Source organism: Acinetobacter sp. ANC 3903, from assembly GCF_002135315.1.
Classification (GTDB): Bacteria; Pseudomonadota; Gammaproteobacteria; order Pseudomonadales; family Moraxellaceae; genus Acinetobacter.
The window spans coordinates 154,455-181,352 of the sequence record NZ_NEGA01000008.1; the positions used below are offsets into that span (position 1 = coordinate 154,455).

The 26,898-nt window shown below is 40.5% G+C and carries 27 protein-coding genes; 9 read left to right on the forward strand and 18 right to left on the reverse strand.

All coding sequences use genetic code 11. The annotated features are described in order from the left end of the window. Positions 1-15: 15 nt before the first annotated feature. Positions 16-225: a hypothetical protein gene (locus B9T29_RS08275; protein WP_086175460.1), complete on the reverse strand. Its 210-nt coding sequence runs from the start codon at positions 223-225 to the stop codon at positions 16-18. A gap of 161 nt (positions 226-386) precedes the next feature. Here B9T29_RS08275 and B9T29_RS08280 point away from each other — a divergent pair, with 161 nt between their 5' ends. Beyond that, entirely contained in the window at positions 387-884 is a 498-nt protein-coding gene (locus tag B9T29_RS08280) for a phosphate-starvation-inducible protein PsiE (RefSeq protein WP_086175461.1), read from the forward strand. A 63-nt stretch (positions 885-947) separates the two neighbouring features. Here the strand turns inward: B9T29_RS08280 and B9T29_RS08285 are convergent, their stop codons facing one another. Next, positions 948-1,421 carry an RcnB family protein gene (locus B9T29_RS08285; RefSeq protein ID WP_086175462.1) on the reverse strand — a complete coding sequence of 158 codons (474 nt, stop codon included), beginning with the start codon at positions 1,419-1,421 and terminating at the stop codon, positions 948-950. 184 nt (positions 1,422-1,605) lie between these two features. On the opposite strand from B9T29_RS08285, the gene B9T29_RS08290 reads away from it, so the two are divergent. Further along, a complete protein-coding gene (locus tag B9T29_RS08290) occupies positions 1,606-2,064 on the forward strand; it encodes a hypothetical protein (protein WP_086175494.1) in 459 nt (152 codons plus the stop codon). 48 nt (positions 2,065-2,112) lie between these two features. On the opposite strand, the gene B9T29_RS08295 is transcribed toward B9T29_RS08290, so the two are convergent. Together B9T29_RS08295 and znuD are read right to left on the reverse strand one after the other, a co-directional pair. Next, complete coding sequence (locus B9T29_RS08295; protein ID WP_086175463.1) at positions 2,113-3,576, reverse strand: phospholipase D family protein; 1,464 nt, start codon at positions 3,574-3,576, stop codon at positions 2,113-2,115. A gap of 106 nt (positions 3,577-3,682) precedes the next feature. After that, the gene (gene znuD / locus B9T29_RS08300; RefSeq protein ID WP_086175464.1) at positions 3,683-5,716 is read right to left on the reverse strand and encodes a zinc piracy TonB-dependent receptor ZnuD; all 2,034 of its coding nucleotides are present in this window, start codon (positions 5,714-5,716) and stop codon (positions 3,683-3,685) included. A 145-nt stretch (positions 5,717-5,861) separates the two neighbouring features. On the opposite strand from znuD, the gene B9T29_RS08305 reads away from it, so the two are divergent. The 4 genes from B9T29_RS08305 (at position 5,862) to B9T29_RS08320 (ending at position 10,077) form a co-directional block, all read left to right on the forward strand. Further along, a complete protein-coding gene (locus B9T29_RS08305) occupies positions 5,862-6,626 on the forward strand; it encodes a DUF4184 family protein (protein WP_086175465.1) in 765 nt (254 codons plus the stop codon). A gap of 165 nt (positions 6,627-6,791) precedes the next feature. Beyond that, positions 6,792-8,582 (forward strand): aspartate--tRNA ligase, encoded by a 1,791-nt coding sequence (gene aspS, locus B9T29_RS08310; protein WP_086175466.1) that lies wholly within the window; start codon positions 6,792-6,794, stop codon positions 8,580-8,582. A gap of 290 nt (positions 8,583-8,872) precedes the next feature. Beyond that, positions 8,873-9,739 (forward strand): lysophospholipid acyltransferase family protein, encoded by an 867-nt coding sequence (locus B9T29_RS08315; RefSeq protein WP_086175467.1) that lies wholly within the window; start codon positions 8,873-8,875, stop codon positions 9,737-9,739. Between the two features lie 119 nt (positions 9,740-9,858). After that, a complete protein-coding gene (locus tag B9T29_RS08320; RefSeq protein ID WP_086175468.1) occupies positions 9,859-10,077 on the forward strand; it encodes a hypothetical protein in 219 nt (72 codons plus the stop codon). A gap of 89 nt (positions 10,078-10,166) precedes the next feature. Here the strand turns inward: B9T29_RS08320 and B9T29_RS08325 are convergent, their stop codons facing one another. From B9T29_RS08325 to rfbB, 7 genes are read right to left on the reverse strand one after another with little or no spacing between them, the layout of a single operon-like run. Next, entirely contained in the window at positions 10,167-11,006 is an 840-nt protein-coding gene (locus B9T29_RS08325) for a glycosyltransferase (RefSeq protein ID WP_086175469.1), read from the reverse strand. Next, positions 11,007-12,134, reverse strand: a complete 1,128-nt coding sequence (locus B9T29_RS08330; RefSeq protein WP_086175495.1) for a DegT/DnrJ/EryC1/StrS family aminotransferase — start codon at positions 12,132-12,134, stop codon at positions 11,007-11,009. It lies immediately after the preceding gene. Positions 12,135-12,139: 5 nt separating this feature from the next. Further along, on the reverse strand, positions 12,140-12,556 hold the full coding sequence (locus B9T29_RS08335; protein WP_086175470.1) for a MaoC family dehydratase: 417 nt from the start codon (positions 12,554-12,556) through the stop codon (positions 12,140-12,142). A 3-nt stretch (positions 12,557-12,559) separates the two neighbouring features. Further along, complete coding sequence (locus tag B9T29_RS08340) at positions 12,560-13,099, reverse strand: GNAT family N-acetyltransferase (RefSeq protein WP_086175471.1); 540 nt, start codon at positions 13,097-13,099, stop codon at positions 12,560-12,562. After that, entirely contained in the window at positions 13,089-13,496 is a 408-nt protein-coding gene (locus tag B9T29_RS08345) for a sugar 3,4-ketoisomerase (protein ID WP_086175472.1), read from the reverse strand. The genes B9T29_RS08340 and B9T29_RS08345 overlap by 11 nt, the downstream gene beginning before the upstream one ends. Continuing rightward, positions 13,493-14,377: a glucose-1-phosphate thymidylyltransferase RfbA gene (rfbA, locus tag B9T29_RS08350; RefSeq protein ID WP_086175473.1), complete on the reverse strand. Its 885-nt coding sequence runs from the start codon at positions 14,375-14,377 to the stop codon at positions 13,493-13,495. The genes B9T29_RS08345 and rfbA overlap by 4 nt, the downstream gene beginning before the upstream one ends. Beyond that, on the reverse strand, positions 14,377-15,435 hold the full coding sequence (gene rfbB, locus B9T29_RS08355; RefSeq protein WP_086175474.1) for a dTDP-glucose 4,6-dehydratase: 1,059 nt from the start codon (positions 15,433-15,435) through the stop codon (positions 14,377-14,379). Before rfbB ends, rfbA begins: the two co-directional genes overlap by 1 nt. 281 nt (positions 15,436-15,716) lie before the next feature. Here rfbB and B9T29_RS08360 point away from each other — a divergent pair, with 281 nt between their 5' ends. From B9T29_RS08360 to B9T29_RS08370, 3 genes are read left to right on the forward strand one after another with little or no spacing between them, the layout of a single operon-like run. After that, the gene (locus B9T29_RS08360) at positions 15,717-16,562 is read left to right on the forward strand and encodes a glycosyltransferase family 25 protein (protein ID WP_086175475.1); all 846 of its coding nucleotides are present in this window, start codon (positions 15,717-15,719) and stop codon (positions 16,560-16,562) included. A gap of 4 nt (positions 16,563-16,566) precedes the next feature. Then, entirely contained in the window at positions 16,567-17,670 is a 1,104-nt protein-coding gene (locus tag B9T29_RS08365) for a glycosyltransferase (RefSeq protein WP_086175476.1), read from the forward strand. Between the two features lie 41 nt (positions 17,671-17,711). After that, on the forward strand, positions 17,712-18,602 hold the full coding sequence (locus B9T29_RS08370; protein ID WP_086175477.1) for a hypothetical protein: 891 nt from the start codon (positions 17,712-17,714) through the stop codon (positions 18,600-18,602). On the opposite strand, the gene B9T29_RS08375 is transcribed toward B9T29_RS08370, so the two are convergent. The 7 genes from B9T29_RS08375 to glnE form a co-directional block, all read right to left on the reverse strand. Continuing rightward, positions 18,603-19,637, reverse strand: coding sequence for a glycosyltransferase (locus B9T29_RS08375; RefSeq protein ID WP_086175478.1), 1,035 nt, complete (start codon positions 19,635-19,637; stop codon positions 18,603-18,605). Next, positions 19,634-20,413, reverse strand: a complete 780-nt coding sequence (locus B9T29_RS08380) for a glycosyltransferase family 2 protein (protein ID WP_086175479.1) — start codon at positions 20,411-20,413, stop codon at positions 19,634-19,636. The genes B9T29_RS08375 and B9T29_RS08380 overlap by 4 nt, the downstream gene beginning before the upstream one ends. Further along, on the reverse strand, positions 20,407-21,162 hold the full coding sequence (locus tag B9T29_RS08385) for a polysaccharide deacetylase family protein (protein WP_213033302.1): 756 nt from the start codon (positions 21,160-21,162) through the stop codon (positions 20,407-20,409). The genes B9T29_RS08380 and B9T29_RS08385 overlap by 7 nt, the downstream gene beginning before the upstream one ends. Continuing rightward, complete coding sequence (locus B9T29_RS08390; RefSeq protein WP_086175481.1) at positions 21,159-22,187, reverse strand: glycosyltransferase; 1,029 nt, start codon at positions 22,185-22,187, stop codon at positions 21,159-21,161. Before B9T29_RS08390 ends, B9T29_RS08385 begins: the two co-directional genes overlap by 4 nt. A 12-nt stretch (positions 22,188-22,199) precedes the next feature. Continuing rightward, the gene (locus B9T29_RS08395; protein WP_086175482.1) at positions 22,200-23,078 is read right to left on the reverse strand and encodes a mitochondrial fission ELM1 family protein; all 879 of its coding nucleotides are present in this window, start codon (positions 23,076-23,078) and stop codon (positions 22,200-22,202) included. 81 nt (positions 23,079-23,159) lie between these two features. Continuing rightward, positions 23,160-24,086, reverse strand: coding sequence for a branched-chain amino acid transaminase (locus B9T29_RS08400; RefSeq protein ID WP_086175483.1), 927 nt, complete (start codon positions 24,084-24,086; stop codon positions 23,160-23,162). An 18-nt stretch (positions 24,087-24,104) separates the two neighbouring features. Continuing rightward, positions 24,105-26,864 (reverse strand): bifunctional [glutamate--ammonia ligase]-adenylyl-L-tyrosine phosphorylase/[glutamate--ammonia-ligase] adenylyltransferase, encoded by a 2,760-nt coding sequence (gene glnE, locus B9T29_RS08405; RefSeq protein ID WP_086175484.1) that lies wholly within the window; start codon positions 26,862-26,864, stop codon positions 24,105-24,107. Positions 26,865-26,898: the final 34 nt, after the last annotated feature.

Here is a 26,898-nt window from a genome sequence, read left to right on the forward strand (position 1 = left end):
TGGTCCCAGAAGGACTTAAACTTTTTCAATAATAATTGAATCTGCGGTTTTTTTACCGCTTTGCTCTGGATGATTAATCTTTACAATTTTAATCACACCTGTAGTCGCCAATGATTCACATAGATCGACAATATTTTGCATATGGCTAATTTCAATCCCTGAACCCAATATGAGTTTTTTTCCGGCTTGCAATTCATTAATTTTTGTTTGAATTTTTTCTATCATTTTCTTTTTCCCTAAGATTTAAAACAACACTCTCTACATTACATGAATTTCGCATAAAAAAAATACAAAAAAAATTATGTTTTTTTGTTTAGCGGTTGATATGTGCATGAAATTTGCTTGTTATTTAATGAAATATCAATTGATAAGTATAGGAGGTAGAGATGACAAACCGTGATTCTAAAGTAGAAAAGATAGAAGCCCTCCTCGACCGTTTTGGCAATATCGCAGTAGAAGGCTTTCACTATATTGCGCTATTTATTATTGGCTGTATGGTGATCTGGTCTGCCGGACATACCGTATTTGAAATTTTGGCGGTCAATCAATTCGCCACGATTGATGACATTCTCTTATTGTTTATTTATCTAGAACTGGGTGCAATGGTCGGAATCTATTTTAAGACCAACCACATGCCGGTTCGCTTTCTGATTTATATCGCCATTACAGCACTCACTCGCTTATTGATCTCAGATATCCAACACGACCATAAGGCGGATATGGATTTGATCATTATTACCGGTTCAATCCTGATTTTAGCTTTTGCGATTCTAGTTGTCCGATATGCTTCCTGGACTTTTCCTTCCGTGATTCGTGACAAACATTCAGAAAACCCTCTGCCTGAAGGTAAGACCCCACGACCACAAGATGACGAGCTGGCTTAACATATTAAAGCCCCTCTTTTTTAAAGAGGGGTTTGGGGAGATTTAATAATTAAAAATGAATCTTTAACGATTCGGCACTAACATATAACGCCCATTTTCAAAAATCCAATAAGTGCCATTCGGTGGTGCAGGCAAACCCAAACGTTGCCAATCACTGATAAAGGTCGTGGTTGAACTTTCAATGCGGGCTGTTCTCGGATCACCATTCACCCAGCTATAGCTTTGAGAATTTTGTGTAATGGTGGTTGGTGCCTGATATTGAATACTGATGCCATTCTGAATGGTCGGATAATTCTGATGATGCGGTGGATGCTGCGGATCATTCGGATAGTGCTGTGGATAATGTTGCTGCTGATGAGGATAGTTATTTTGAGTATAACTGTTTTGTGGATAATGATTTTGCGGATAATAAGGACGAGGTTGGTAGCGAGTGGTATCTACCCCGCGATAATTTGACCAGCGATTTTCCGCCTGCGTTGTTGCAGAAGCTCCCAAGAGCACCATGCCACTCAAAGCACAAAGAACTGCTAATTTCATAAGAGCCACCAAACATACGATATAAAACTTATTTTAATCCCTAGTTTAGGATAAAAAATGAATAAAAAAACAGCAAATGCAAAGTTTTGTAAATTAAATATTTCGCTGATTTTCTCCTCAGACACATCTCGGCTCAAATTATGAATATGCTAAAATACTGTTTTTTATTATGGGATCAAACAAAGTGTCTGATTTAAGTTTTGACCGCCTACATCAATTCTTTTGCAAGGTTCCAAGTATTCAAGAATCTTTAATTAATGCTTATGGTTCAGATGGTCAACATGCATGGTGGTTTAAATTTCAAATCAATGTTGAACATCCTCTGGCATGGCAAACCGTACAGGAACTGGGTCATGTATTGAATTACATTTCCAAGAATGAACGTTTACCGACACAGTTTTTACCTGTATCTCCGCCACCTTATATGAATGGTGAAGCCAAAGAATTTTTGGCTTGGGTGATTCAATGCAACCATCCAGATTTTCCACCCGATGTCGTTTGTGACTGGTTAGAAGCACGTTTACCTCAGCCGGTTGAAGATGAAAACCAGTGGAAAATTAAAACGGATTTAAAAGAACTGGATAAAATGAAAGATGCCGATTTGGATAAACTCGTTCCACCGAATCCTGAACCTAAGAATTAAGAAAGTGCTTGAATCCCTCCTGACCTCCCTTTAAAAAAGGGAGGAGTATTAGAAGGTAGACAATCCGCTCCACTCCATAAAACGGTAAATCAGATATTTCAGTTTCGATTCATCTGCATATTGACCGTAATCGACACTCATATTTTTACCATTCAGATTCGACCAGGCCGTATCAAAATAGCTTTGAGCATCGCTAAACACTGGCGCTTGTGATGAACCAACCACGCGTAAATTGGTTTCCAGATTATAGTTTTTGATGTTCCGTGCCGTAAAATTGGCTGAACCCAAAATCAGTTCAGACTGCTGAGCATTTGATTTAATAATCATCTTGCTATGGCATTGTTCACCTTGGGTATTGCACCAACGTACAGGCACACCCACATCATTCAATTCAGAGGCGACTTGCCGGTTGGGAATGCCATTTTTTTTCCGCCCAAACGCATCCTTATTCGGATCCATCAGTACTCGGACTTTAACCCCACGTTCATGTGCAGCAATCAAGGCTTTAACAATATACCGTTCTGACAAGTAGAACATCGCCAGATCAATCTGCTCTTTGGGTTTGGCGGTTTCAATCAATTTAATCGTTTCATCATAAATAGCTTTTTCTGTCAGCACCTGAACTTGCGGCAAAGATTTTTCAGCTTCAAATTCACCTACAATCACCATCGGAATGTCGCCTTTGGACATCCGGCCCACAGCCTGCTCGGTCTTCAATACATCAATGGCTGTATTGCCCGTTACCAGCAAGGCAACATTGGAATGACGTGAACTGCCATCATGCGGATTGGCTGAAGTCACCAAAGCTTTCCAGCCCTGAGCCGTATCCACCACCAGGGTTTTACGGTGATTGGCCCTAAAATTAAACAGATTAAAATAACTGCGCAGGGTAATTTTTTCCTTCCCAAACGGATTGCTTAACCAGCCTTTTTCAGGATTATTGCCGGCATCCTGACAACAGATATACCAGAAACCAGACCACAATGGATTGGATGCACGTAGCGGTCTTAAATCCGTTTCAATCACGTCAATACCTGCATTACGCAACTGACGATAATGCTTGGGTGCAATACCACCATAGACAGAATTAATCGGGTCAGTAATCACCTTAATTTCAATATTTGGCTGCACACCGCGTTTTAAAATCAAGGCATCGGTGAGTTGTTGCGCCAGTGCCCGGTGGGTTAGTGTGGATTCCCCGACTTCGCTATTGAATAAAAACATGTCCAGTACAATCGTACTTTGTGCCTCATCAATCATCTTTAACATTTCATTAAAAATATGATGATCTTGCTGCTGTTTTCCACTCGCATCCAGATAGGTTTGGTCTGCAATAAACTTCACCTCGGCATGCCGCAACTTACCGGTAAAATCCAGGCCTTCAGGCAATGGTTTATAGGTATGATAAATGGCCGATGAGAGATAACCCAAAGCCAGCAAACCGACAATCACACTGACATAACGACGGCGTGACCAATTCAATTGCTGATGAATTCGTTGAAAAATACGCATAACAAAAAACCTAGTCCAATGCCATCAGACTAGGTTTTATTGCTTGATTTTTCAAGAGGATTTCTGTGATACCCGCTTGAATCAACTGATCCATGATAACTTTTGCCTAAAATCCAAATTCCAAACCAACGGTAAAGTTACGCCCCACTTGCGGAATATTGGACAGGAACGATGCATGTGAATAAACCTGTTCATCCAGCAGGTTATTGGCTTTGAAATAGATACGGTAATCATTGCGATCTTTCAATTGACCGGCATAAGACAGTCCTACATTCAGCATGTTATAGCCATCTGTTTCAGACTCATAGCTGGCAATCTTGTCCTGATTAAAAACATGGTAATACTCAGCCAAACCTGACCAGTGATCATCAAAACTTGCATCTACTTTTGTACCGAGGCGGCCTGCCGGAACACGCGGTGCATTTTCTCCCTCAATTTTGCCACGTACATAATCGCCAAATACACCCAGTTTATAAGTGTCGGTTAAGGCATAAGAAGCTTCTGCTTCAGCGCCATAGAACTTGGCCTTGTCCTGGGTGTAATCCACCAGACGGAAATCTTTATAAGATGCTGTAGTATCTGCATAAATATAGTTATCAAACCAGTTGTGATAAACGTGCACATGGTAATCAAACTTATCTTGCTCATAATGCAGACCCAGCTCCAGATTATTGGATTTTTCTGCACTTAAATTTTCATTACCACGTTCATAAGTGTTGGTCGCGAAATGTTTGCCATTGGCATACAGCTCTTGCGCCAAAGGCAGACGCTCTTGATGAGAGCCGACCAGAGACAATTTATAGCTCGGTGCAAATTCCCAGTTCACGGCGCCCGAGTAAGAAAAACCATAATCATCAAAATCTTTTTTATTGGAATCAATCTCAATTTTTTGCTGATCTAGACGTGCGCCAAGTTCAACATGTACATCATCAAACTGTTTATGCTCTAAGGCAAACAGACTCCACTTTTGGGTTTTGGTCGGATCCAGTAAAGCTTCTTCACCATCAATATCAAGCTTTTGCTGATTATACTGCCCACCGATTACCCCTTCCCAGTTGGCAATAGGATGATGCAGCAGCTCTAAACGTGCATCATAGCCTTGGCTCTTGAAAGTCGTGGCAATATTGTCTTCTTCAATTTCATCATGCTTGTAGTCGGTATAGCTGGCATGAGCACGAAGTTTTTGAAAACCGGCAAAAGGATCACTTAATTCAGTGCGAAAATCATAGCGCTCTGTTTTTAGATCGACCCACGGTCCAGCAGCATGTTCTTCCTCATGCGTATGTCCTAGCTGCTGGCCACAACCAATTAATGAATTCCCTGATACCGCACAATCTTCATATTCATGGCTATGGCCCGGCAAGCCATACTGGTCCTGACGGTTGCTATATGAAATCCCGCTAAAGCCTCGGTCATGAATCCAGGACAATCCAATATTGACTGTCTCGCCTTCAGCAAAGGTATTGCCTACACGACGTTCTTTTTCACCCTCATGAACATAATCTGGCGCAATATAACTGTTGGCATCCCGTTTTGACCCTTCAACACGTAATGCCACTTGATCAGTTAAAGCAACGGTCGCCCCTGCACTGGCCAGTTTTTCATCACTACCACTGTTATAACGTAAGCCCAGCTGTCCTTCATAACCCTTTTCCGGTATTTGGGTGGGAATCTTATTATCTGTCACATTAACCAGTCCACCCACTGTCCCTGCGCTATAGAGTAAAGTTGATGGTCCACGAATAATCTCGACCTGTTTCGCTAAAATAGGATCAACCGTTACTGCATGGTCTGGTGAAAGTGTGGATACATCTGCTGTTTCAGAGGCATGTTGCAAGATTTTGACCCGCGCGCCATCCTGTCCGCGAATCACCGGACGGCTTGAACCTGAACCATATTGGTTCGAAGATACCCCAAGCTCACCAGCCAAAGCATCACCAATGGTCGTGCCGCCTTCAGCAAGCTTTTTGTGATCAACTACCTGGTCGGCCACTGCAAAATCTGCCGCCGTCTGGACTAAAGGATGTGCCTGCAATTTGATTGTTTCTAATTGTTGGCTTTGAGGGCTTTCATCGGCAAAAACAGCAGGTGCGATGACGGCAAAAATAGACAGGGTAATTAAATTCTTATGGAAAAACATGGAACTGGCTCAAAGCTGCAATTTTTGAATTGTGTTATATTATAACATTTCATTTTTTTTGCAATAAAAAACATTTCATTTCTGATGCTTGAGTTAAACTATTTCAAGTTTTATTCCATAACGATTGATTCTTAAATAATTTTAGATGCCTTTTACCTTATCTCACGCGGTACTTGCCCCTCCTATTTCCAAACTTACTGGACATATGCTTCCCGTTGCAGCGCTTGCGATTGGTTGTATGGTGCCAGACCTCTATCGTTTATTTACCCAAGAACAATCCAATGTGACACACCTTTGGACGTCTCTGATTCATCCCAACTTATGGATTGGACTCGGATTTTGCGCCTTGTGGTATGGGATTTATCGCCCTGCGATGTATCGTTTTGTAGGTATTCAACACGATTTAAATCTACATGGTTTTGGATCAGTGATTAAATTTATCATCACTGTTTGTGTTGCATTAATCATCGGTACAGCGACACATCTGATTTGGGACGGACTGACGCATATTGATTTTCGTACGTTTGTCTTTCGGGATTTTTTAGCACAATCGGTCAATTTACTCGGACAGACCTACCCGATGCATCGGGTATTACAAATCGGGACATCTGCCTTGGCTTTGCCATTTTTAGCTTGGATGAGTCTGCACTATTATCAGAAGTATCAGCAACATTTTAAAATCAGCCCTAAGATTAAAACCTTTGCAATCGGTTTAGTCAGCCTCTCTTTGATAATGGGCAATATTTCAGTTTGGGATTATGCACGGTATATTCCATCAGAAGTTTGGCAATCAGATCTCTATTATTTTACTGGTCGATCCATCAATGAATTTAGCCAAACTGCGTTAATTACATTCACATTAGGCTGCATTCTATTTTTATTTTTTGACAGAGATCATCGCCTGGGATAATTCTCGAACTGATACTTTAATCGCTCCCAAGTCAAAATCATGGTGTTTTTGGTAGTAGTTCTTGTGGCCTATGCTGCAAAGAGGCATAATTCAACATTCGAATAAAAGCAGTACGCTGTTTACGTATGTGCTTTCCTTAACCCATATAGTTGGATTTCTAACGCTATGATGCGAACTCATTACTGCGGTTCTTTAACCGAATCTCAAATTGACCAAACCGTTACATTATGCGGTTGGGTACACCGTCGCCGTGACCACGGTGGTGTAATTTTCCTTGACATGCGCGACCGTGACGGTCTAGTTCAAGTGGTTATCGATCCAGATACTCCTGAAGCATTCGCAACTGCGGACAAATCACGTTCAGAATTCGTATTAAAAATTACAGGCCGTGTACGTCGTCGTTATGCAGGTACTGAAAACTCGAATATCACTAGCGGTCAAATCGAAGTTCTTGGTAAAGAAATCGAAGTTCTTGCTGCTTCTGAAACTCCGCCATTCCCATTGAATGACGAAAATACAAATATTTCTGAAGAAGTACGTTTAAAGTACCGTTTCTTGGACATCCGTCGTCCAGAAATGTTAGATCGCCTACGTTTCCGTTCTAAATTAACCAACCTTATTCGTAACTACTTCGAAGAAAATGGTTTCTTAGACGTTGAAACTCCGATCTTGACCCGTGCGACACCTGAAGGTGCACGTGACTATTTAGTTCCAAGTCGTGTTTCTAACGGTAGCTTCTACGCACTTCCACAATCTCCACAATTGTTCAAACAGTTGTTGATGGTGGGCGGTATCGATCGTTACTACCAAATCGCTAAATGTTTCCGTGATGAAGACTTACGTGCTGACCGTCAGCCTGAATTCACCCAAATCGACGTTGAAACATCGTTCATGAGTGACGATGACATCATGGATTTAATGGAACGTTTAACAGTTAAGATGTTCAAAGAACTTCTAAACGTTGAATTCGACAAATTCCCACGTATGACTTATGCAGATGCAATGCGTGACTATGCATCTGACAAACCAGATATGCGTATTCCTTTGAAACTTGTTGACGTTGCAGACATGATGCAAGACGTTGAGTTCAAAGTATTCGCAGGCCCTGCTAAAGACCCTAAAGGTCGTATTGTTGCGCTTCGCGTACCAGGTGCTGGCGCGCTTCCACGTAGCCAAATCGACGAATATACTAAATTCGTGGGGATCTACGGTGCGAAAGGCTTGGCTTACATTAAAGTCAACGAACTTGAAAAAGGTATCGAAGGTCTTCAATCTCCAATCGTTAAATTCATCGAGCCAATCGTGCTTGATTTGTTGAAACGTGTTGGTGCTGAAAATGGCGATATCGTATTCTTTGGTGCGGACAAAGCAAAAGTTGTAAATGATGCAATGGGTGCTTTACGTATCAAAGTCGGTCATGACATGAAATTGGCGACTTGCGAGTGGGCTCCACTTTGGGTTGTTGACTTCCCTATGTTCGAAGAAACTGATGATGGCAAATGGACTTCTGTTCATCACCCATTCACGCTGCCTAAATCAAGCGTTGAAGAAGTGAAGAACAACCCAGGTGCTGCGCTTTCTGTTGCTTACGACATGGTATTGAATGGTACTGAAATTGGTGGTGGTTCACTTCGTATCTTCAACCTTGAAATGCAAAAAGCCATCTTTGAAGCTTTAGGCATTGGTGAAGAAGAAGCTGAAGAGAAATTCAGCTTCTTGTTGAATGCATTGAAATTCGGTGCGCCTCCGCACGGTGGTTTGGCATTCGGTCTTGACCGTCTTGTAATGTTGATGACGGGTTCATCTTCAATCCGTGACGTGATTGCATTCCCGAAAACCAAGACTGCTGAATGTCCATTAACTCAAGCACCTGCTCCAGTTGAAGGTAACCAATTGCGTGATTTGGGTATTCGTTTACGCGAAAAACCTAAAGCTGAAACTAAAGCAGAAGCTTAATTCTTCTTTAACTAGCAATAAAAAACCCTGCTTTATGCAGGGTTTTTTATTGCTTCAAAAATAGAATAAACAATGATTAAAATTTTGATGATTTTTGATAATAGTCTCTTAAATGCTATATGCTATCCTGTTTAACAATTGACCCCATGTGTACAATATTACATTAATTTAATTGCTTATATTTTGTTGTTAAGACTCTCTTCTTTTTTGATCAGTTCTATCTTAGATTTTTAGACTCTTGCCAAAATTCTAATCCAACCTCATATTTTAAGAGTCTATTCTAACAAATCATGTATTTCATTCTAAAAGTTTTAGCCTTGCTACCTTTACGCATTTTGCAAAATCTGGCCTGCTTTGCAGCATGGTTACTGTGTATAAGAAATTCATCCTTTAAACGCATAACTTGTATTAATTTAAAGCTTGCTTATCCAGAATTGACAGCGGCACAAAGATCAAAACTGCTGCATGGCAGTATTCGAAGCCAATGCTTAAGCTATGTAGAATGCATTAAATGCTGGGGTATGTCGCCTCAATACAGTTTAAAACTTTTAAATAAAATTCATGGTGCAAATTATTTGAAAGAAGCGTTGAGCAATCAAAAAGGCGTTATTGTCGTTGTGCCACATTTTGGTAACTGGGAGCTCTTAAATGCCTGGCTCTGCACTCATACTCAGCCAATGATTATGTATAAGCCGAATAAGATAAAAGGCATTAACCGCTATATTTTAGAATCGCGTCAAAAGACCAATGCAGTATTGGTGCCAGCCGATGAAACTGGTGTACGTGCTATCTTCAAACACTTAAAGCAGGGTGGCCTTACCGTCATTCTTCCCGATCATTTACCTAAACCTTCGGGAGGAATTTATGCTCATTTTTTTCAGCAAAATACCTTATCCACCACCATTGTTTCTAAATTGGCATATAAAACTCAGTGTAATGTAATTGGTTTAAGCTGTATAAGAAATCCTGATACTTCCAGTTTTACTGTTCAATGTGTTCCACTATCAAATGAGATTTTATCAAAAGATCTGCAAAAAAGTGTGGAATGCTTAAACCAGGAAATGGAACGCATGATTACAAAAATGCCAGAGCAGTATATTTGGTCTTATAAACGTTTTAGAAATTGTTATGGAAACGTTAACCCCTATAGCGTTTAACATAGATTTCCCTTCACATCTTGAATTAGGTCAGCAGAACACTCAAATGGAATGAATTGAGATTGATGGTTGCTAATGGCATAATAGCCCTGTTTTTCCATTATTGAGTTAAGCAAGCTATGGCTATGCGTCCTGCTGTTCGTAATCGTGGCATCATGTTGATTGTGTTCTCTATCGCACAATGGCTTTTCATGCGTTACATTTTGGCCAATGGCTTATTTAACATGGATACCAATGAACGCATTCTTTATTTTTGTGTGAGTAGTTTAGGTGGAGCCTTACTTATTTTTGTTGGCTTGATTTATATGGTATTGAAGGGTAATCCGGATAAGGAATAATCAAATCATCTAACCAAGGACATCCGGCATAGCCACAAAAATACCCCCAATAGGGAATATGGCTATGCCCGTTATAGGCAGCCTTAAATTTAAGCAAATATTTTATTGAACCAGTATTTTAAATACACTGCATATTTAACCGGATAATAAAAAAAAGCACCTTTTTTCTTATAATGATACTTTAAGATTGAACGGTTAATCTTTAATTCAGCATCCAAAAAACTTTTTTCTTGACGATATGGCTGAATGACTTTCATCATTTCCTCCGCCATTTGTAATCCATTCTGTGAAAAACTCTCATCATGAATTCGGTACTGACAAACCACTTCGGGGATATATTTTAAGATTTTTTGTTGCTGGGTTAACTTGAGCAACATATACCAATCTTCCACTTTAATGCTTTCGTCATATCCTCCAACATCCATAATATCTTTTAAATGAAACATTTGAGTTAAAGTGGGTAAGTCATGCAGATTTAATAAAATATCATCAAAGCTATATTCAGTAGGTGTAGATACTCTTTGATCTACAACCTGATTATTAGAATCAATCAGTTCAATCCCGGCAAAAACACCTGTTACTTCTGGATGCTGTTCTAAATAATCGACTTGCAGCTGTGTTTTATGCGCCAGCATCATGTCATCAGAGGCAATCAAACTAACATATTTACCCTTACATAAGGCTAAAGCTTCATTCAAAGTTGCACACAAGCCTTTATTTGGGCGTGTATTGAAATACACATGCTCAAAACGCTGTTTACAGGCAGGTAGCATGGCTTGAATTTTTTCAACAGATTGATCCTTAGAACCATCATCAATAATAATTAATTCAATGCTTGGATAAGTCTGATCAATAATACTTTGAATGCTATCTTCAATATAATTTTCATGATTATAGCAAGGGATCACTATTGAAACTAAAGGCTGCATTTAAGCTCTCCCTTTAGGTGCAAAAGCATTACATAGATCAATCACCTTGTGAGTTTCTTCCAAAGTTTGAGTTGGCCCCATCGGCAAACTTAAAACTTGTGCATGGATGCGTTCAGTTATAGGGAAACTTAAGTTATTCCATTCTTTATAAGCCTGCTGCTTATGCGGCGGAATAGGATAATGAATTAAAGTCTGTACACCATTTTCTTTTAAATAATTCTGCAACTCATTACGATACTCAGACTGAATCACAAACAAGTGCCATACATGCTGCTCATATTGCTGAGCGTCTACCCCGGTTAAAGGTAAAGTCATAAATGGGTTTTGGATTTGGCTTAAATACAACGCAGCAATTTGTCGACGTTTTACTACTTCTTCATCTAGATATTTCAGCTTTACATCCAGCATGGCGGCTTGAATTTCATCAAGACGGCTATTTACTCCCACAAATAAATTTTTATATTTTTCATGTGACCCATAGTTACGCAAAGCCTGTAATGTTTGTGCAAGCTCGGCATCATTGGTGGTAATGGCACCAGCATCCCCTAAGGCACCTAGATTTTTTCCTGGATAAAAACTGAACCCTGAAGCATTGCCCCAGTTCCCTGCTTTTTTTCCATTAATTTGCGCACCATGTGCTTGTGCAGAATCTTCAAGTACCAACAAATTATGCTGTTGTGCAATTTGCATAATTTTTGGCATATCAGCCAACTGACCATATAAATGCACAGCTAAAATTACTTTGGTTTTCTCGGTAATTGCTGATCGAATGGCATCTACTGAAATATTTAGACTTTGCTCATCAGGTTCAACTAACACTGGCGTTAAATTATTTGCCGTGATTGCCAATATACTTGCAATATAAGTATTTGCAGGAACAATCACCTCATCGCCATCTTGGAATTTACCCAACTCTTTCCATGCACGGAATGTCAAAATCAGGGCATCTAAACCGTTGGCAACTCCAATGGCAAACTGTGTACCGCAATAGTTTGCAAAATTTTGTTCAAATTTTTCCAGTTCTTGACCCCCAATGTACCAGCCAGAATCAATCACCCGAGTACAAGCATCGATAAGTTCTGCTTTATATTTTAAATTTAGCGCTTTCAAATCTAAAAAATTAATCATTTTTTTCATTCATTTGGAATATAAAGTTCAGCTGTACCAACAATACACAACTTGTCTTGAACAGTCGCCTTGGTTTTCAAAACCACCCGTTTTTTATCAATAAAAATGTCGATGACTTCAATCTGAAAAAGGACAACTTCATCTAAATATACAGGTTTGAGAAATTTACTTTCAGATTTTAAGTAAATGCAGCCAGGACCCGGAAGTTCATTTGCAAACAGCATTGAAAACATGCTGTTTAATAAAGCACCATGTACAATCCGCTTACCAAACATCGTGTTCTGGGCATATTCTTCATCTAAATGAACAGGGTTAATATCACCCGATAATTGCGAAAACAGAAAAACGTGCTCAGCAGAAAAACTCTTTTCAACTTTTGCCTGATCGCCAACTTGAATCTGTGTGATATTTAAATTATTCACAATTTATCCTAAGAACTTCTCATATTCATTCAGAATGTCATAATATGCTGAAGCGGGGTAAATATAAAAATTATCTAAATCATTGCCCGAAACATGTTTTGCACCTAATCTCATATGGAAATTATGGACACCCATATTCTCCTTTCTGACATTAAAATGTGACTGTTCAAATTCAAGTTCTTCAAAGGCAATTTTATAAATCAATAATGCACTCTCAATAGCTGCATAACGCGTTTTACTCGAATTTAAAATCCAGCTCCCCCAACAAAATGATTTGGGATGATCTTTAAAATCATATAAGCGCACAGTCCCAATTCTTTCATTATTGTCATTTCTTTCAATAATGAAATAAAATTCCTTTAAGTTAAGCTCTCTATCTTTATATTTTTTTATCCATTCTGCTTGTTCATTTACAAGCGCTGTTGACTGAGATATATGTTTATTTAACTCAGGATTATTACGTAAATCACAAATAAACTCAGCGTCAGATTCTTCGACTAATCGAAAATGGATCGTTTTAGCTGTTAAGTGTTTAAATTCCATTTTTAGTGGCCTTTAAAAAGTCATCATAATCACGAATATAATCAGATTCATCATAATACTCGCTTGCTAGGACCATCAACACACAATCATCTGAGAAATCATGCATTTCTCGCCACTTCAGGCTTTCAATTAATAAGCCCTTCTTAGGAGAGGATAGAATAATTTCTTCCTTATGATGACCATTATCTAAAACGAATCGGCATTGCCCATGCAAACATATGGCCATTTGTTTTAAATTTTTATGCGCATGGAACCCACGGGGAGCATTTTGCGTATTCTGAAAAATATAATAAACGCGCTTCAGTTCAAATGGGATTGATTGCATCGATTCTAATGCAACCATTCCACCTCTTTCATCGCTTAAATCTGGTAGATCAATTAACTTCACAAAACTCATAAACTTTCATGCACCAACGAAATTAAGTACTGACCATAATCATTTTTACTCATGCTTTGGCCAATTTCTAAAACCTGTTCTTTGCTTAGCCAGCCCTGATTAAATGCAATTTCTTCCAAACATGCCACTTTATAACCTTGGCGTTTTTCCAATGTTTCTACAAATTGAGCGGCTTCAAGCAAACTGCTATGCGTACCGGTATCCAGCCAGGCAAAACCACGTCCCAGCAATTCAACATTTAAATCGCCACGCTCTAAATACATCTGGTTCACTGTGGTAATTTCCAGCTCACCCCGGTCTGAAGGTTTTACCTGCTTGGCAATCTGAATGACATCGTTGTCATAAAAATATAGCCCCGTTACGGCAAAATTAGATTTCGGATGCTTCGGCTTCTCTTCTAGAGATACGGCACGTCGCTGTTCATCAAACTCAACCACACCAAAACGCTCAGGATCTTTCACCTGATAACCAAAGACTGTTGCCCCTTGACCACGTGCAACCGCCTGTCTCAACATTGGCGTAAAGCCTTGACCATAGAAAATATTATCGCCAAGCACCAAACAAACATTGCTGTCGCCAATAAAATCTTCACCAATAATAAATGCTTGTGCCAAACCATCCGGGCTTGGCTGAACTGCATATTGCAGACGAATACCAAATTGTGAACCATCCCCCAGTAGGCGTTCAAAGCTTTCTTTATCTTCAGGTGTGGTAATAATTAATACATCCTGGATCCCGGCCAACATCAAGACGGATAGTGGATAATAAACCATGGGTTTATCATAGATTGGCAGGAGCTGTTTCGATACACCCTTGGTAATTGGATATAAGCGCGTACCTGAACCGCCAGCGAGAATAATTCCTTTTGTAGTTGTAGTCATTATGATTGCACACCTAATCTTTCACGTTGATAGCTACCATCCTGAACTCGACGGCACCACTGTAAATTATTTAAATACCATTCAACTGTTTTACGGATACCTGTTTCAAAGGTTTCTTGTGGCTTCCAGTTGAGCTCCTTGGCAATTTTTGCAGCATCAATCGCGTAACGTAAATCATGCCCGGGACGATCCGTTACATAGGTAATTAAAGATGCATAAGCAGTTTGATCTGCTCGTGGCCTTAACTCATCCAGCAATGCACAAATGGTTTTCACCACTTCAATATTCTGCTTTTCGTTATGACCGCCAATGTTATAGGTTTCGCCTACTTTTCCTTGGGATGCCACACAATACAAAGCTCGAGCATGGTCTTCCACATAGAGCCAATCCCGAATTTGCTGACCATTGCCATAAACAGGCAATGCTTTACCTTCCAGGGCATTCAAAATAACCAGTGGAATCAGTTTTTCCGGGAAATGGTAAGGACCATAATTATTCGAGCAATTGGTCACAATTGTAGGTAAACCATAGGTTCGGTACCAGGCACGAACCAGATGATCAGAGCTTGCCTTGCTCGCAGAATATGGAGAACTTGGCGCGTAAGGTGTGGTTTCTGTGAATAGATCGGTTGTTCCTTCCAAGTCTCCATAAACTTCATCTGTTGAAATATGATGAAAACGGAAATCTGCTTTTTTGTCCGAATTTAAAGCCATCCAATATTTGCGTATCACTTCCAGTAAGGTATAGGTACCCACAATATTGGTTTGAATAAATGCAGCAGGACCATCAATTGAACGGTCTACATGTGATTCTGCCGCCAAATGCATAACGATATCTGGCTGAAAGCCTGCAACGGCTTGTTCTAATGCGGCTGTATCGCAAATGTCGATTTGTTGAAATGAATAGCGCGTATTATTTTCTACTTCTATTAAAGATTCTAAATTGCCTGCATAAGTGAGTTTATCAATATTTAAAACTTCATCTTGAGTATGATTGATAATATAGCGAATAACTGCTGAGCCAATAAAACCTGCTCCGCCAGTAATTAAATATTTCATTCGTTTCTCATCCTGACACTTTATGATCATCATAAATTTGTGAAGTTTGGCTGGTCATTTTATTACTTTTTATAATTTTTTTATACGAATAATCCTGTTAATTTTCATTATTGACTCTACTCAAGCGAAATACTTCCGCCAAATAAAACCTTGTTCTTCTCAAGACTTACTCAATAAAATCAACAAATAAAATCAATATGTTATATATTTTATTATTGGTTTAATTTAACGACTAAAAAATATAGAATAGCGCTAGCAACAATTTATATTTGAATATCAATATGGCAAAAATCTTAATTTTATGCATCACTCTTAAAGATAGCATTGAAAGACAACAAAATATTACTCAACAGATTACGGCCTTAAAACAAGCAACTCCCGATATTCAAGTAGATTTTCAGTTTTTTGATGCGGTCTATGGTAAAAAACTGCCGCCTGAATATATTGTTTTTCTGGATTTAAGCCGCAAATTTGCAGGTCAGTGTGAACACGCTTTAGGTCCAAGTGAGTTTGGATGCTACTTAAGCCATATGAAAATTTGGCAAAGACTTTCTCAAGGCGATTATGCTGCCTATGACCGTGTCATCATTCTTGAAGATGATGTGATGGTGAACCTTAATCACATCAATGAAAAGTTGAAATCACTTATTCAGACCAATCCAGAATTTGCATTTTTAAGTGGTCATACTGAACCTTCACGTCGCAGAATCCGCGGCTATAGCAGTGAAGATGGTTTGTATTTCAATATGTCTGGTCCCAAAGACTTATATACAGGTGCGTTTGCTTATTCCATTACACCTGCAACGGCGCAAAAATTCATTGAAAAGCAAATTAAAAAATTATCTTATTTAGATGACTGGACTTACCTACTCAAGGGCTCAACCACTGCGCCATTTTATTATTGTTTTGAACATAATGATGATATGCAAAGTAACATTGCTCCAGATCGCCAAATTTTCATGAAAAAGCCAAACCGCTTTAAAAAGAACTACCGAAAAATTAAAAATGATGTTTTTTCCCGTATTATCTCATTATTCTTATTTAAGAAAATTATTCGCTTGTCTGCATTTATTGCTGAAAATAAAAATGTTTTACAAACATTAAATTCCCAGCATAAGCAGGACTAAAATCATGAAAAAATACCTTTTTATTCAGGATCACCTGTATGGCGGCGGCGCAGAACAGATTTGTATTGATACTGCGGTGGGGTTAAAAAATAATGGTCATCAAGTTACAGTTTTACTGTTAGACGGAACCCATATTCGCACTCACTACCCCGCTGATCTGGATGTTATTAAATTCAACATCACCCCTGAGTTTTTACAAGGTAGTATTAAAAAAAATAAGCTTAAACGTGTCAGCCTAGATCAGCAAAATGAACTAAAGCAGATCATAACTAATCTGAATCCGGATACGATTATTGCTGGACATTCACATGCCTTTTGGCTATCGCCTATTTTATCTGGCAATGTTTGGTACTGGGTCCATGGTGATTCTTTAGGCTTAGTCATGAAGAAAAACCTAGGCTTCTTTAAACATCTAGAAGCACTGAAAAAATTTATCCAATGTAAGCGTGCATGTAACTTTCTTTTTCAGGGCAAACAACTGGTCGTGGTTAATCAGGACATTGCCGATTTACTGAATAAACATGTCAAAAATGTCACAGTTAAAGTAATTCATAATGGAATTGATGTTGAACGTTTAACTCAAAATATCGATTCACACACTGCCATTGAAAAAAAATGGGACAGCATTTTTGTAGGGCGCTTGTCTGAAGAGAAACAACCGGATGTTGCGCTACGTGCATTTGCACAAGCCAATCTGAAGGGCCGCATGGCGATTGTGGGCGATGGCCCGATGCTGGAAGAATTAAAGCTTTTAGTCCAAGCGTTAAAGCTTGAAAATCGCGTTGATTTTTTAGGTTGGCAAAACCAGCCCAATCAATTTATTCAACAAAGCCGTAGTTTAATTTTATCTTCCAGAACAGAAGGTTCACCGCTGATTATTCCAGAAGCATTAATATTGGGCACACCTGTAGTCGCCTATAATTGTTGTGAAGGTGTGGAATTTCAGCTGTCATCAGGTGAACTACTCCAAGGATTAGTGCCTTTAAATGACCTTTCTGCCTTGGCAAAACAGCTTGAACTTGTTGTAAACACACCTTATGCAATTCGCGAGCAAGATAGGCAACGTCTCAGCATTGCAGAAATGGTTAAAGCTTTTGAAGCTCTCTAAATTCAGCAAGCACCGCGATTAATTTATTTTGAGAATTTGTGATGTCATTGTCTCGTATCTTGTTAAAAAAATGGTATAAATTTCAACAAAACCAGCATGCCAAAAAATTTGATTCACACTGGTATATGCGTTTTGGCTGGCTTGATCAGCCCTTAAAAAGCCAAGCGCAATTACATGATTTATTTGAAATCCATTCGCCTAGACAATTCACCTTTGCAGATTGCTTCTATGTACAGGAAAATGATCGTCATTTCATTTTCTTTGAAGAAGTGGATGATGTTCATCCCGTTGGTTTTCTGTCAGTTTTAGAAGTATTTAAAGATGGGTCATATACAGAACCCCAGACCATTTTAAAACTGGATTATCACCTGTCTTATCCATGCGTGTTTAAGGTCGAAAATGACTGGTATATGATTCCTGAAAGCAGTGCCAATAAAACCATTGAACTTTGGAAATGTACTGAGTTCCCACTAAAATGGGAAAAACATTCCAATATTTTAGAAGGTATTGAAGCAGTCGATAGCACACCTTTTTACCATGAAGGCATGTGGTACCTGTTTACCTCGACACGTAGAAACTGTAAAAAGTTTGGTGACCGTTTGGACCTGTTCTTTACTGAGGATATTCTCAATCCAAACTGGCAAGAACATCCGCAAAACCCGGTATGTAAAGGTCAGCAACAGTTCCGCATGGCAGGAAAACCTTTTATTTACAACGACAAACTGGTTCGACCAAGCCAGGACTCACTCAAACGCTATGGCGGCAATATTGAGTTGAAAGAAATTATTCAACTTAGCCCGACAGTTTATCAAGAGCAGCTTTTAGAAGTAGTATTGCCAGACTGGAATAGCGAAGATGATGGCTGCCATACCATTAATGCCGAAAATAACTTTGTAGTACTGGATGCAATTCGTCTATCTGCTAAAAAATAATTAAGCCTTCAGCAAATGCTCATAAATCTTGAGCGTTTGCTCGGTCATTGCAGCCACGGTTAATTCTGCTTTGGCTTTAGCAAATAAAGGCTGAAAATCCTGTTGGGCAGGTACATTTAACGCATTTTGAATGGCATGCTGTAATCCCTGGACATCGCCAATCTCAGCCAAATAGGCTTCCGGCAGCCATTCAACCACACCATTCACCTTCGTTGCAGCCATGACTTTGTCTGCTTGTAAAGCTTCCACCATCACCAGTGGAAAACCTTCCCGGTCGGAGGAAAGCACGACTACATCGGCCAACTGCACCAGATCACGTACATCGGTTCGAAAGCCTAAAAATGCCACCTGGTTTTGCATTTTCAATTCAATGACTTGTTGCTCAAGTGCTGGACGCAATGAACCATCGCCCACAATCCAAAGATTCGCATCAATACCCTGCATGGATTGAATCAATAATGCAATATTTTTGACGGGCTCTAAACGGCCAATGCACATCACATTTTTTTTGTCCGCATCTAAGGCAGGAAATTGCTTATCAATTTCTGCTTTCAAAACCTGCTTTTGTGCATCTGTCAGGCTGGGCTGCGCATATACGCCGTTGTAAACAACATGCGCTTTCGACTCAGGAATCCCTTGGGTTAATGCCTGACTTACGGCAATCACTGCATCTCCCACCAGATAAGCAGATTTATTCTTTTTCGTACCGTGAACAGTCGTCACCACTTTGACATTGGCTAAAAATGGCCGAATCCGGGAAACCAGTTCAGCCGCCTTGCCAGCTTGGGCATGTACAATATCAGGCTGAATCTGCTGGATGAGTGATTTCAGTTGCCACAATAAAAAGATATTCCAGCGACTCCGGGCAAAATCTACGGAATGAAAATGCACCTGCTGATTAAACTTTTCTGCATAACACGGATGCGCAATCATATGCACCTCATGCTGCAATGACATTTCGTTGGCCAGGTTAAACGTATGCTGCTCCAGGCCACCGACACCGCCACTGGTTGCCAAAACCTGAACGATCTTCATGTTTTGTCCTGTTTATTCTTGGACGCATTTTGATACTGTTCAAACAGCTTGGCTTCTTTTAGAAAAGCATAAAATGCATTGATCATGCTGTTCACAAAACCGCGCCAGCCATTCAGGCAACTACGGCGGATAAAATAGGATTTTAAGAAGGTCACAGGCATGACCAGACTCAATTTTAACAAGCTGGGCTTTTTGCCTTTTTGAAATTTTTCAGCAGCTTTCAAATTGGAATACTGGTTGTTTTTTTCAACTTTAACGAAGATGCTAGATTCACCATAGTGGTAAATATCGCCTTCAGCACGGACACTCTGACCATCTACAATCACATTTTCATGGACTTTATTTTCCAGGTCATAATGTCCTTTGCTTTTGCGAAAAAAGCGCACTTTGGCATGCTTTTTCGTGTGCTTGCTGTTCGGCACACCCAAGAATACATCGTTAATGGGCGTAATTAAGGCATCAAGTTGATTGGCCTGAATGGTCTGTTCAATTTCGTTTTTCAACTCGGGTGACAACACTTCATCGCCATCCAGATTCAGCACCCAATCATGTTGACACTGCGCCAGAGCCAGACTTTTTTGTCCGGCATAACCCTGCCAGTCTTGGTGCGAAATACGCACATTAGGAAATGACTGGGCAATGGCATAAGTATCATCTATACTGCCAGAATCCAGAATAATTACTTCAGCAAAATCACGCACACTATTTAAAGTGTCTTCAAGCCATGCGCCGCAATTTAAAGTGACGATATAAACACTACATGGAATACTCATAATTTATAACGTCCTTTGGCTAAGGCAATACGCATTTGTAAGGCATTCATTGCCCCGTGTGTGCTGACACGAGGAATATTAAATTGATTTTCAGCTGTATAGGCTTCGATTTTTTTGCGAGTAGATACCGCATTTTTAAAGCCGATTTCTTTGGCCATTTGCTGATGCTTTTCATTAAAACGGCCAAAAGGATAAGCAAAACTTGGACAGCGACCCACCAATGCTTCTACATCCTGTTTGGAGGTGTGCATTTCTGCAAAAGCTTGCTCATCGGACAGTTTCAGTAAATTGACATGATGCTGTGTATGCGCACCAAACTCAATCACGCCTGAATCAGACATTTCACGAATCTGTTCAGAGCTGAGTTTTTCAATGCCTTCAATTTGAGTTGCCAGGAAAATGGTCGCCTTAGCATGATATTTTTTTAGCAAGGGATAGGCATATTGATAATTATCTAAAAAACCATCATCAAAGGATAATGCCACAATATTTTTTTGCCCTTGAAACTGCTCCAGTTCCGAAACAAAACAGAAGGTAGATTGCTTTTTGCTCAGATAGTGCAGCAGTTGCTCGAACTTGGCTGGCGGCATATTCATGCCTGAAGCTTCTGCATGTGGTGTCACCTGATGTAGCATGACTATTCTTGGCAGACTGGCACTACGAAATGGTAGCCAAAAGGTATAATTTCCCAGCAGATATAAAACTGCCGCAAAGACGACTAAACCCAGCACCACATACAATAACCACATTATGCATATACCTCATGCGACCATTCATAGGCTTCAGACAAAGGCTTATCAAATGTCACTTCAACCATAAACTGGGTAATTCGTTGAGCATTAAAACTACTGCGTGTTTTTTGCCAACCCGCTTCTGCCATACGTTTGGCCTCAGCGGGATGCTCTGCGTAAAACTTAATTTTTTCAGCTAAATCAAATTGATCATCAAAGTAAACGATTTCCTGATCCGTATAGAGTTTTTCAAAGCCCGGAATGCGTGGACTAAATGTTAATAAGCCATTGCCTGTAAGCTGCACAATCCGGTCAGAACTATATAGCGTGACATCATTTTTACGTGAATAATTCAGTCCCATACGCGATTCAGACAACACTTTATAGTAGCCTTTACCATAAACGCCGGGTTGTTCGAAACAGCCATAATACTGATATTGAATGTGGTTATTCTTTAAGGTATCAGCCAAATCTTTGAGGAATTTTTCACGCTCCGGCTCTTTATACACCACGCCACAGAAAATAAATTCCTTATCAATATTGTTTGATTCAAACTGTTTTAATTGTTCTACATTTCGGTGTCCCACATTCGGCATATAGGCCACTTTTAAATGCGGCTGTTTTAGTTTTCTCAGATACTCACCGCCCGTGGTGCAGAAAATGGCATCCAGATAGGGTGAAAATTCACGAACAAAGCCGAGTTTCTGTTCTAGATACAAAGGGTCTACGTACCAAAAGGCAATTTTTGTTTGTGGATAGCGCTGCTTGATTTCTTTGAGCACATTTGGACTCATCAAGTCACTATGTCCCACCAAAACCAGATCAGGCTCAATATTATCCACAATTTTTAGAATTTCTTTATTGGCCCAGCTAGCACCGAATTTTTTGGTTTTAAAGACTGTCCCCATGCGCGCCATATCGCGAAAACTAAAATCATAAACAAAATGACCATTTTCAATTAAACCCGCTGAAATTTTGCGGTCTGTACAGTAAAAATGCGCGCCTTGTTTATTAAAGCCAAAATTCGCAATATGTAAAATTTTCATGAAAAAACAACTCTATGTTTTCAATAATATATCAGCAACCCGGGTTGCTTCATTCAGTTTTAAATTCAATAGATTATGATGTGGTTTATCTGACGATGCCGATAAAAGCTGATCTAATAACGTGGTGATTCTATCAGATTTCAAACTGTCTATTCCAATAACTCCAACCTTACATCCCGCTGTTAGTGCCTCAAAAATCATTGAAACACTATCTTCAGTCACCCAAACGGCTTCGGCCTGCTGCATTTCTTCAAAAATCCAGCCTTGCGGCGTGTCTTCCACTGGAAAAATCTGTAACTGGTTTGCATAAGGCTGTGCAGATAAATGTGCAAAGAATTCTTTTGGTGTACGGCGTGAGGTGGTTAAAATAATGTCAGCATTTGGATTATGCTGCACAATATTCTGAATTGCCTGCAACACCTTTTCTTCATTCCACTGATGACGTTTGGAAGAACCCCCTAAAGCAATCAGGATACGATTGGCTTGATGACGCTGTTCATTGACAATCGGGTTTAAAGCGCCTTGGGTGGTGATGACATGCCTGGATTCAAGTACGCCATCATGTTCAGGAATAATGGCGTAATTAAACCAGGCAACCGGAAAATTCGGTTTCATTAAAATGACGGTTTTCGCTTGAGGATATACTTTTCCCAACAGCAAAACCCGTAATTGCGTATGACTGCCTACACCAAAAATATAATCCGGCTTTTGTTCAAACAGCGCTAATTGATGACTCAACATGCCTTTTAACAGCGTGAAAATTGGCAATTGCTGAATGGATATTTCCTGAAAAGTCACTTCGCTATTGCTTAGGCGCTGCATTGCCTTATACAAACCGACTGCTTGCGAACGGTGCCCCGCTTTACCATCACTGACGTAGACAATATGCATGTTGTATTGTTTCCTTTCACAGCCTAAAGCAATAAAAAAAGGCGAAACTTTCGTTCCGCCTTTTCATCTTAACCGATCGACTTATTTTACGTAAGTTAACCAGTGTGCATATTTAGGATCTTTACCCTGAACTGCATCAAAGAATGCTTTCTGGATTTTTGTTGTAATTGGACCACGACAGCCTTCACCAATTATACGGTCATCATATTCACGGATAGGCGTCACTTCAGCTGCAGTACCTGTGAAGAACGCTTCATCACCGATATAGAATTCGTCACGGGTAATACGGCGTTCAACCACTTCAATGCCCAAGTCTTTGGCAATGGTAATGATGGTTTGACGGGTAATACCGTCTAAAGCACCGCCAGCGATATCCGGTGTATGCAATGCACCATCTTTTACCAAGAATACGTTTTCGCCAGAACCTTGGCATACATAACCTTGTGGATCCATCAGCATGGCTTCGTCATAACCAGAATGTGCCACCTCTTGGTGTGCAAGAATAGACAAAGTATAGTTACCAGAAGCTTTTGCTTTACACATGGTCACGTTTGGATGGTGGTGGGTAAATGATGAAGTTTTAACGCGAATACCTTTCGCCATCGCTTCTTCACCGAGGTAAGCACCCCAGCCCCATGCCGCTACTGTGGCATGAATTGTATTATTTGTTGCAGCAATACCGAGCTTTTCAGAACCAATAAAAATAATTGGGCGCAAATAGCATGAAGCCAATTTATTTTCGCGCACGACATCAATTTGAGCTTGCTCAAGTACCGCCTGATCAAATGGAACTTTCATTTGATAGATTTTTGCAGAGTTCAGCAAACGTTTGGTATGGTCTTGGAGACGGAAAATCGCGGTACCATTTGGTGTTTCATAAGCACGGACACCCTCAAAGACCCCCATACTGTAATGTAAGGTATGAGTTAGGACGTGGACTTTTGCCTCACGCCAGTCAACCATTTGTCCATCTTGCCAAATAAAACCATCACGATCAGCCAAATTCATGGCACACACTCCAAATTTTTATACACAGTCATTTTTATCCAATGCAGACATTGCAGTTGGATCAATTAATCTTTGCCATAACTTGCAAACGACCTCTCGGGTATCGCGCCAGTCGTCAGCTGAAACTTGCATGGATTGATTCGCAAGTGCTAAACGATGGCTCTCGGCTCGTTCACGGAGATAAGCTTGAATCAATGCTGTCGCATCGGCGCTGGATAAGCGATCCGTTTTTGCGGCATCCTCAAGGATTCGTACGTTGTCGGAGTAATGGGCGAGATCAGGATTCGACCCACTCCATGCTAATACCGCATACTGTGCCATAAATTCGATATCAACGATACCACCTGCATCCTGTTTTAAGTGAAAAATCCCATCTTTTTGCTGCTCTTTGGAAGAGCCCAAATGGTCTTTCATTTTTTGACGCATTTTCAGTACTTCTGCTCGAACATTGGCCTCATCCCGCGGTTGAGTCAAAATATGGCAGCGTAATGCTTCGAATTTATTGCGCAGAGTTGGCTCGCCTGCAATTGAACGGGCACGCACCAGGGCCTGGTGTTCCCACAGCCAGGCATTTTTCAATTGATATTGCTCAAAGGCCTTTAAACTTGTTACCAACAGTCCGGCCTCACCCGATGGACGTAAGCGGGTATCAATTTCATAAACACGCCCATCTAAGGTTTGCGTGGTCATCAGCGATATGAATTTTTGTGCAACGCGCATGGCAAACTCAAAACCGCTAATCGGCTTGATCCCGTCAGTATCACCTTGCTCACTCATATAGTGAATAAAGACCAGATCCAGATCTGAGCCATAACCCAGCTCAATGCCACCCAGTTTGCCATAACCTGCAACTGCGAAAGCCATATGATCCAGTGAACAACGTTGCTCTTCAGCATCTAAAGGATAGCCATGCTTTTTAGCAGTAATTTGATAAGCCAGATTCAGCGCAGCATTCACCGATACCTCGGCAATATCGGTTAATGCATCGGAGACTTTCATCAGTGGACTTTCCGCCAGTACATCACTGGCTGCCACAGCCAAAACATTGGATTTTTTGAATAAACGCAGCACGCGCATTTGATCTTCGACCTGATCAATTTCAATACGCAGCAATTGATGACGCAGCGAATCTTCCAGATCCTGACGTTTTGGCAGTTCAAAATCCATCGACAGGAATTCATCTAGCAATACCGGATAATGCGTCAGTTCTTCACAAATCCATGGACTTACCGTCGCCATTTTCACCAGGCGCTGTAACGCCCCTTTGCTTTCAATCAGCATCACCAGATAGACGGTACGGCGCAAGACTGATTCGACCAAAGGCATCAAGCGCAACAATGCCACTTGCGGTTTATCCGACTGCAAGATGGCTTCAATCAGATGCGGCCAAAACGTCTTTAAACGCTGTACGGCTTTGGCGGGCAATTTTTTAAGCGCATGTCCATACCAGAATTCATGCACCAGATTTTTGGCATCTTCATCCAGCACATCATTCAACTGTTTCTCTAACTGGGTAAAGCTCTCAATTAACGGATCAGGTTCTTTTTCCTTAATCAAATGCTCAAACTGGTAGATGACCTTGGCGCGTTTTTGATTCAGTACTTCTAAAAATTGCTCCCAACTGTCAAAAGCCAGCGTTTCAATCATACGATTTCTTAAATCAGGTTCATTCGGTAAAGACTGGGTTTGCTGATCATTTAAGGCTTGAATGGCATGCTCGATACGGCGCAGGAACAGATAGGCATCTTCCAGTTCAAACACGGCATTTTGCTCAAGAAGTCCCACTTCCCCCAAATGATGCAGACTCACCAGACACTGGCGATCTTGCAGCTCTAATTTTGCCCCGCCATAAATCAGCTGAAAAACCTGAACAATAAATTCAACTTCCCTGATTCCCCCTGCACCCAGCTTAATATCATCTTCAATATTGCGGCGTTGTACTTCACGTTCAATCATGGCTTTCATTTCGCGCATCGCTTCAAATGCGGTGTAATCCACGTATTTACGAAAAACAAATGGTCGGGTCATCTCCAGCAGTTCTGCCCCTTCTTTGCCACCGGTGACAATGCGCGCCTTGATCCAGGCATAGCGTTCCCATTCACGGCCATGCTGGCTTAAATATTTTTCTAAAGCGGCGTGACTGATTGCCAGAGCAGAACCATCTCCCCAAGGACGCAGGCGCATATCAACACGGAATACAAAACCGTCTGCGGTAATATGATCGAGCAGATAAATCAGTTTCTGACCCCACAATATACAAAACTGCTGTACATCAATACATTTACGACCATTGGTTTCGCCCTGTTCATCAAAGGCAAAAATAAGATCAATATCACTTGAAAGATTAAGCTCTTGCGCCCCAAGTTTACCCATGGCCACCACAATGAGATCCTGCACAGCACCGCCGTAACCGATCGGCTCACCATGCTTGGCCACCAAGGGAGCACGGGCAAAATCTTTGGCTGCACAAATAGCGGCATCGGCAAAATCGGAAAGCTCACGGGTCAAGGTCACCACATCGGTCAACCGATTGGCATCCTGCCAAATCCAGCGAAACATCAAGCGTGCACGAAGCACACGAATGGCATGCAGCCATGTGCTTTCATCTGCAATCTGCTCTAGCGTGTCATGAATAAAATTCTGGATTTGCGTGGTCGTTAAAGGAAGGAGAAATTGATCAACTGCATAATCTTGCTCTAATAAAGCACTGTGTTTTCCCAATACCTGTTCTGCATATTGGCTCGCTCGCAATGTGTTGTGCAATTGTTCCGCATTCATCTTAAAACCTTCAGCCTGATTTTTTTCTAGTTAT

Bases quoted from the DNA above. Each gene is read 5' to 3' on its own strand.
- B9T29_RS08275 (WP_086175460.1), bottom strand. From the start codon at position 225: ATGATAGAAAAAATTCAAACAAAAATTAATGAATTGCAAGCCGGAAAA.
- B9T29_RS08280 (WP_086175461.1), top strand. From the start codon at position 387: ATGACAAACCGTGATTCTAAAGTAGAAAAGATAGAAGCCCTCCTCGAC.
- B9T29_RS08285 (WP_086175462.1), bottom strand. From the start codon at position 1,421: ATGAAATTAGCAGTTCTTTGTGCTTTGAGTGGCATGGTGCTCTTGGGA.
- B9T29_RS08295 (WP_086175463.1), bottom strand. From the start codon at position 3,576: ATGCGTATTTTTCAACGAATTCATCAGCAATTGAATTGGTCACGCCGT.
- znuD (WP_086175464.1), bottom strand. From the start codon at position 5,716: ATGTTTTTCCATAAGAATTTAATTACCCTGTCTATTTTTGCCGTCATC.
- B9T29_RS08305 (WP_086175465.1), top strand. From the start codon at position 5,862: ATGCCTTTTACCTTATCTCACGCGGTACTTGCCCCTCCTATTTCCAAA.
- aspS (WP_086175466.1), top strand. From the start codon at position 6,792: ATGATGCGAACTCATTACTGCGGTTCTTTAACCGAATCTCAAATTGAC.
- B9T29_RS08315 (WP_086175467.1), top strand. From the start codon at position 8,873: ATGTATTTCATTCTAAAAGTTTTAGCCTTGCTACCTTTACGCATTTTG.
- B9T29_RS08320 (WP_086175468.1), top strand. From the start codon at position 9,859: ATGGCTATGCGTCCTGCTGTTCGTAATCGTGGCATCATGTTGATTGTG.
- B9T29_RS08325 (WP_086175469.1), bottom strand. From the start codon at position 11,006: ATGCAGCCTTTAGTTTCAATAGTGATCCCTTGCTATAATCATGAAAAT.
- B9T29_RS08330 (WP_086175495.1), bottom strand. From the start codon at position 12,134: ATGATTAATTTTTTAGATTTGAAAGCGCTAAATTTAAAATATAAAGCA.
- B9T29_RS08340 (WP_086175471.1), bottom strand. From the start codon at position 13,099: ATGGAATTTAAACACTTAACAGCTAAAACGATCCATTTTCGATTAGTC.
- B9T29_RS08345 (WP_086175472.1), bottom strand. From the start codon at position 13,496: ATGAGTTTTGTGAAGTTAATTGATCTACCAGATTTAAGCGATGAAAGA.
- rfbA (WP_086175473.1), bottom strand. From the start codon at position 14,377: ATGACTACAACTACAAAAGGAATTATTCTCGCTGGCGGTTCAGGTACG.
- rfbB (WP_086175474.1), bottom strand. From the start codon at position 15,435: ATGAAATATTTAATTACTGGCGGAGCAGGTTTTATTGGCTCAGCAGTT.
- B9T29_RS08360 (WP_086175475.1), top strand. From the start codon at position 15,717: ATGGCAAAAATCTTAATTTTATGCATCACTCTTAAAGATAGCATTGAA.
- B9T29_RS08365 (WP_086175476.1), top strand. From the start codon at position 16,567: ATGAAAAAATACCTTTTTATTCAGGATCACCTGTATGGCGGCGGCGCA.
- B9T29_RS08370 (WP_086175477.1), top strand. From the start codon at position 17,712: ATGTCATTGTCTCGTATCTTGTTAAAAAAATGGTATAAATTTCAACAA.
- B9T29_RS08375 (WP_086175478.1), bottom strand. From the start codon at position 19,637: ATGAAGATCGTTCAGGTTTTGGCAACCAGTGGCGGTGTCGGTGGCCTG.
- B9T29_RS08390 (WP_086175481.1), bottom strand. From the start codon at position 22,187: ATGAAAATTTTACATATTGCGAATTTTGGCTTTAATAAACAAGGCGCG.
- B9T29_RS08395 (WP_086175482.1), bottom strand. From the start codon at position 23,078: ATGCATATTGTCTACGTCAGTGATGGTAAAGCGGGGCACCGTTCGCAA.
- B9T29_RS08400 (WP_086175483.1), bottom strand. From the start codon at position 24,086: ATGAATTTGGCTGATCGTGATGGTTTTATTTGGCAAGATGGACAAATG.
- glnE (WP_086175484.1), bottom strand. From the start codon at position 26,864: ATGAATGCGGAACAATTGCACAACACATTGCGAGCGAGCCAATATGCA.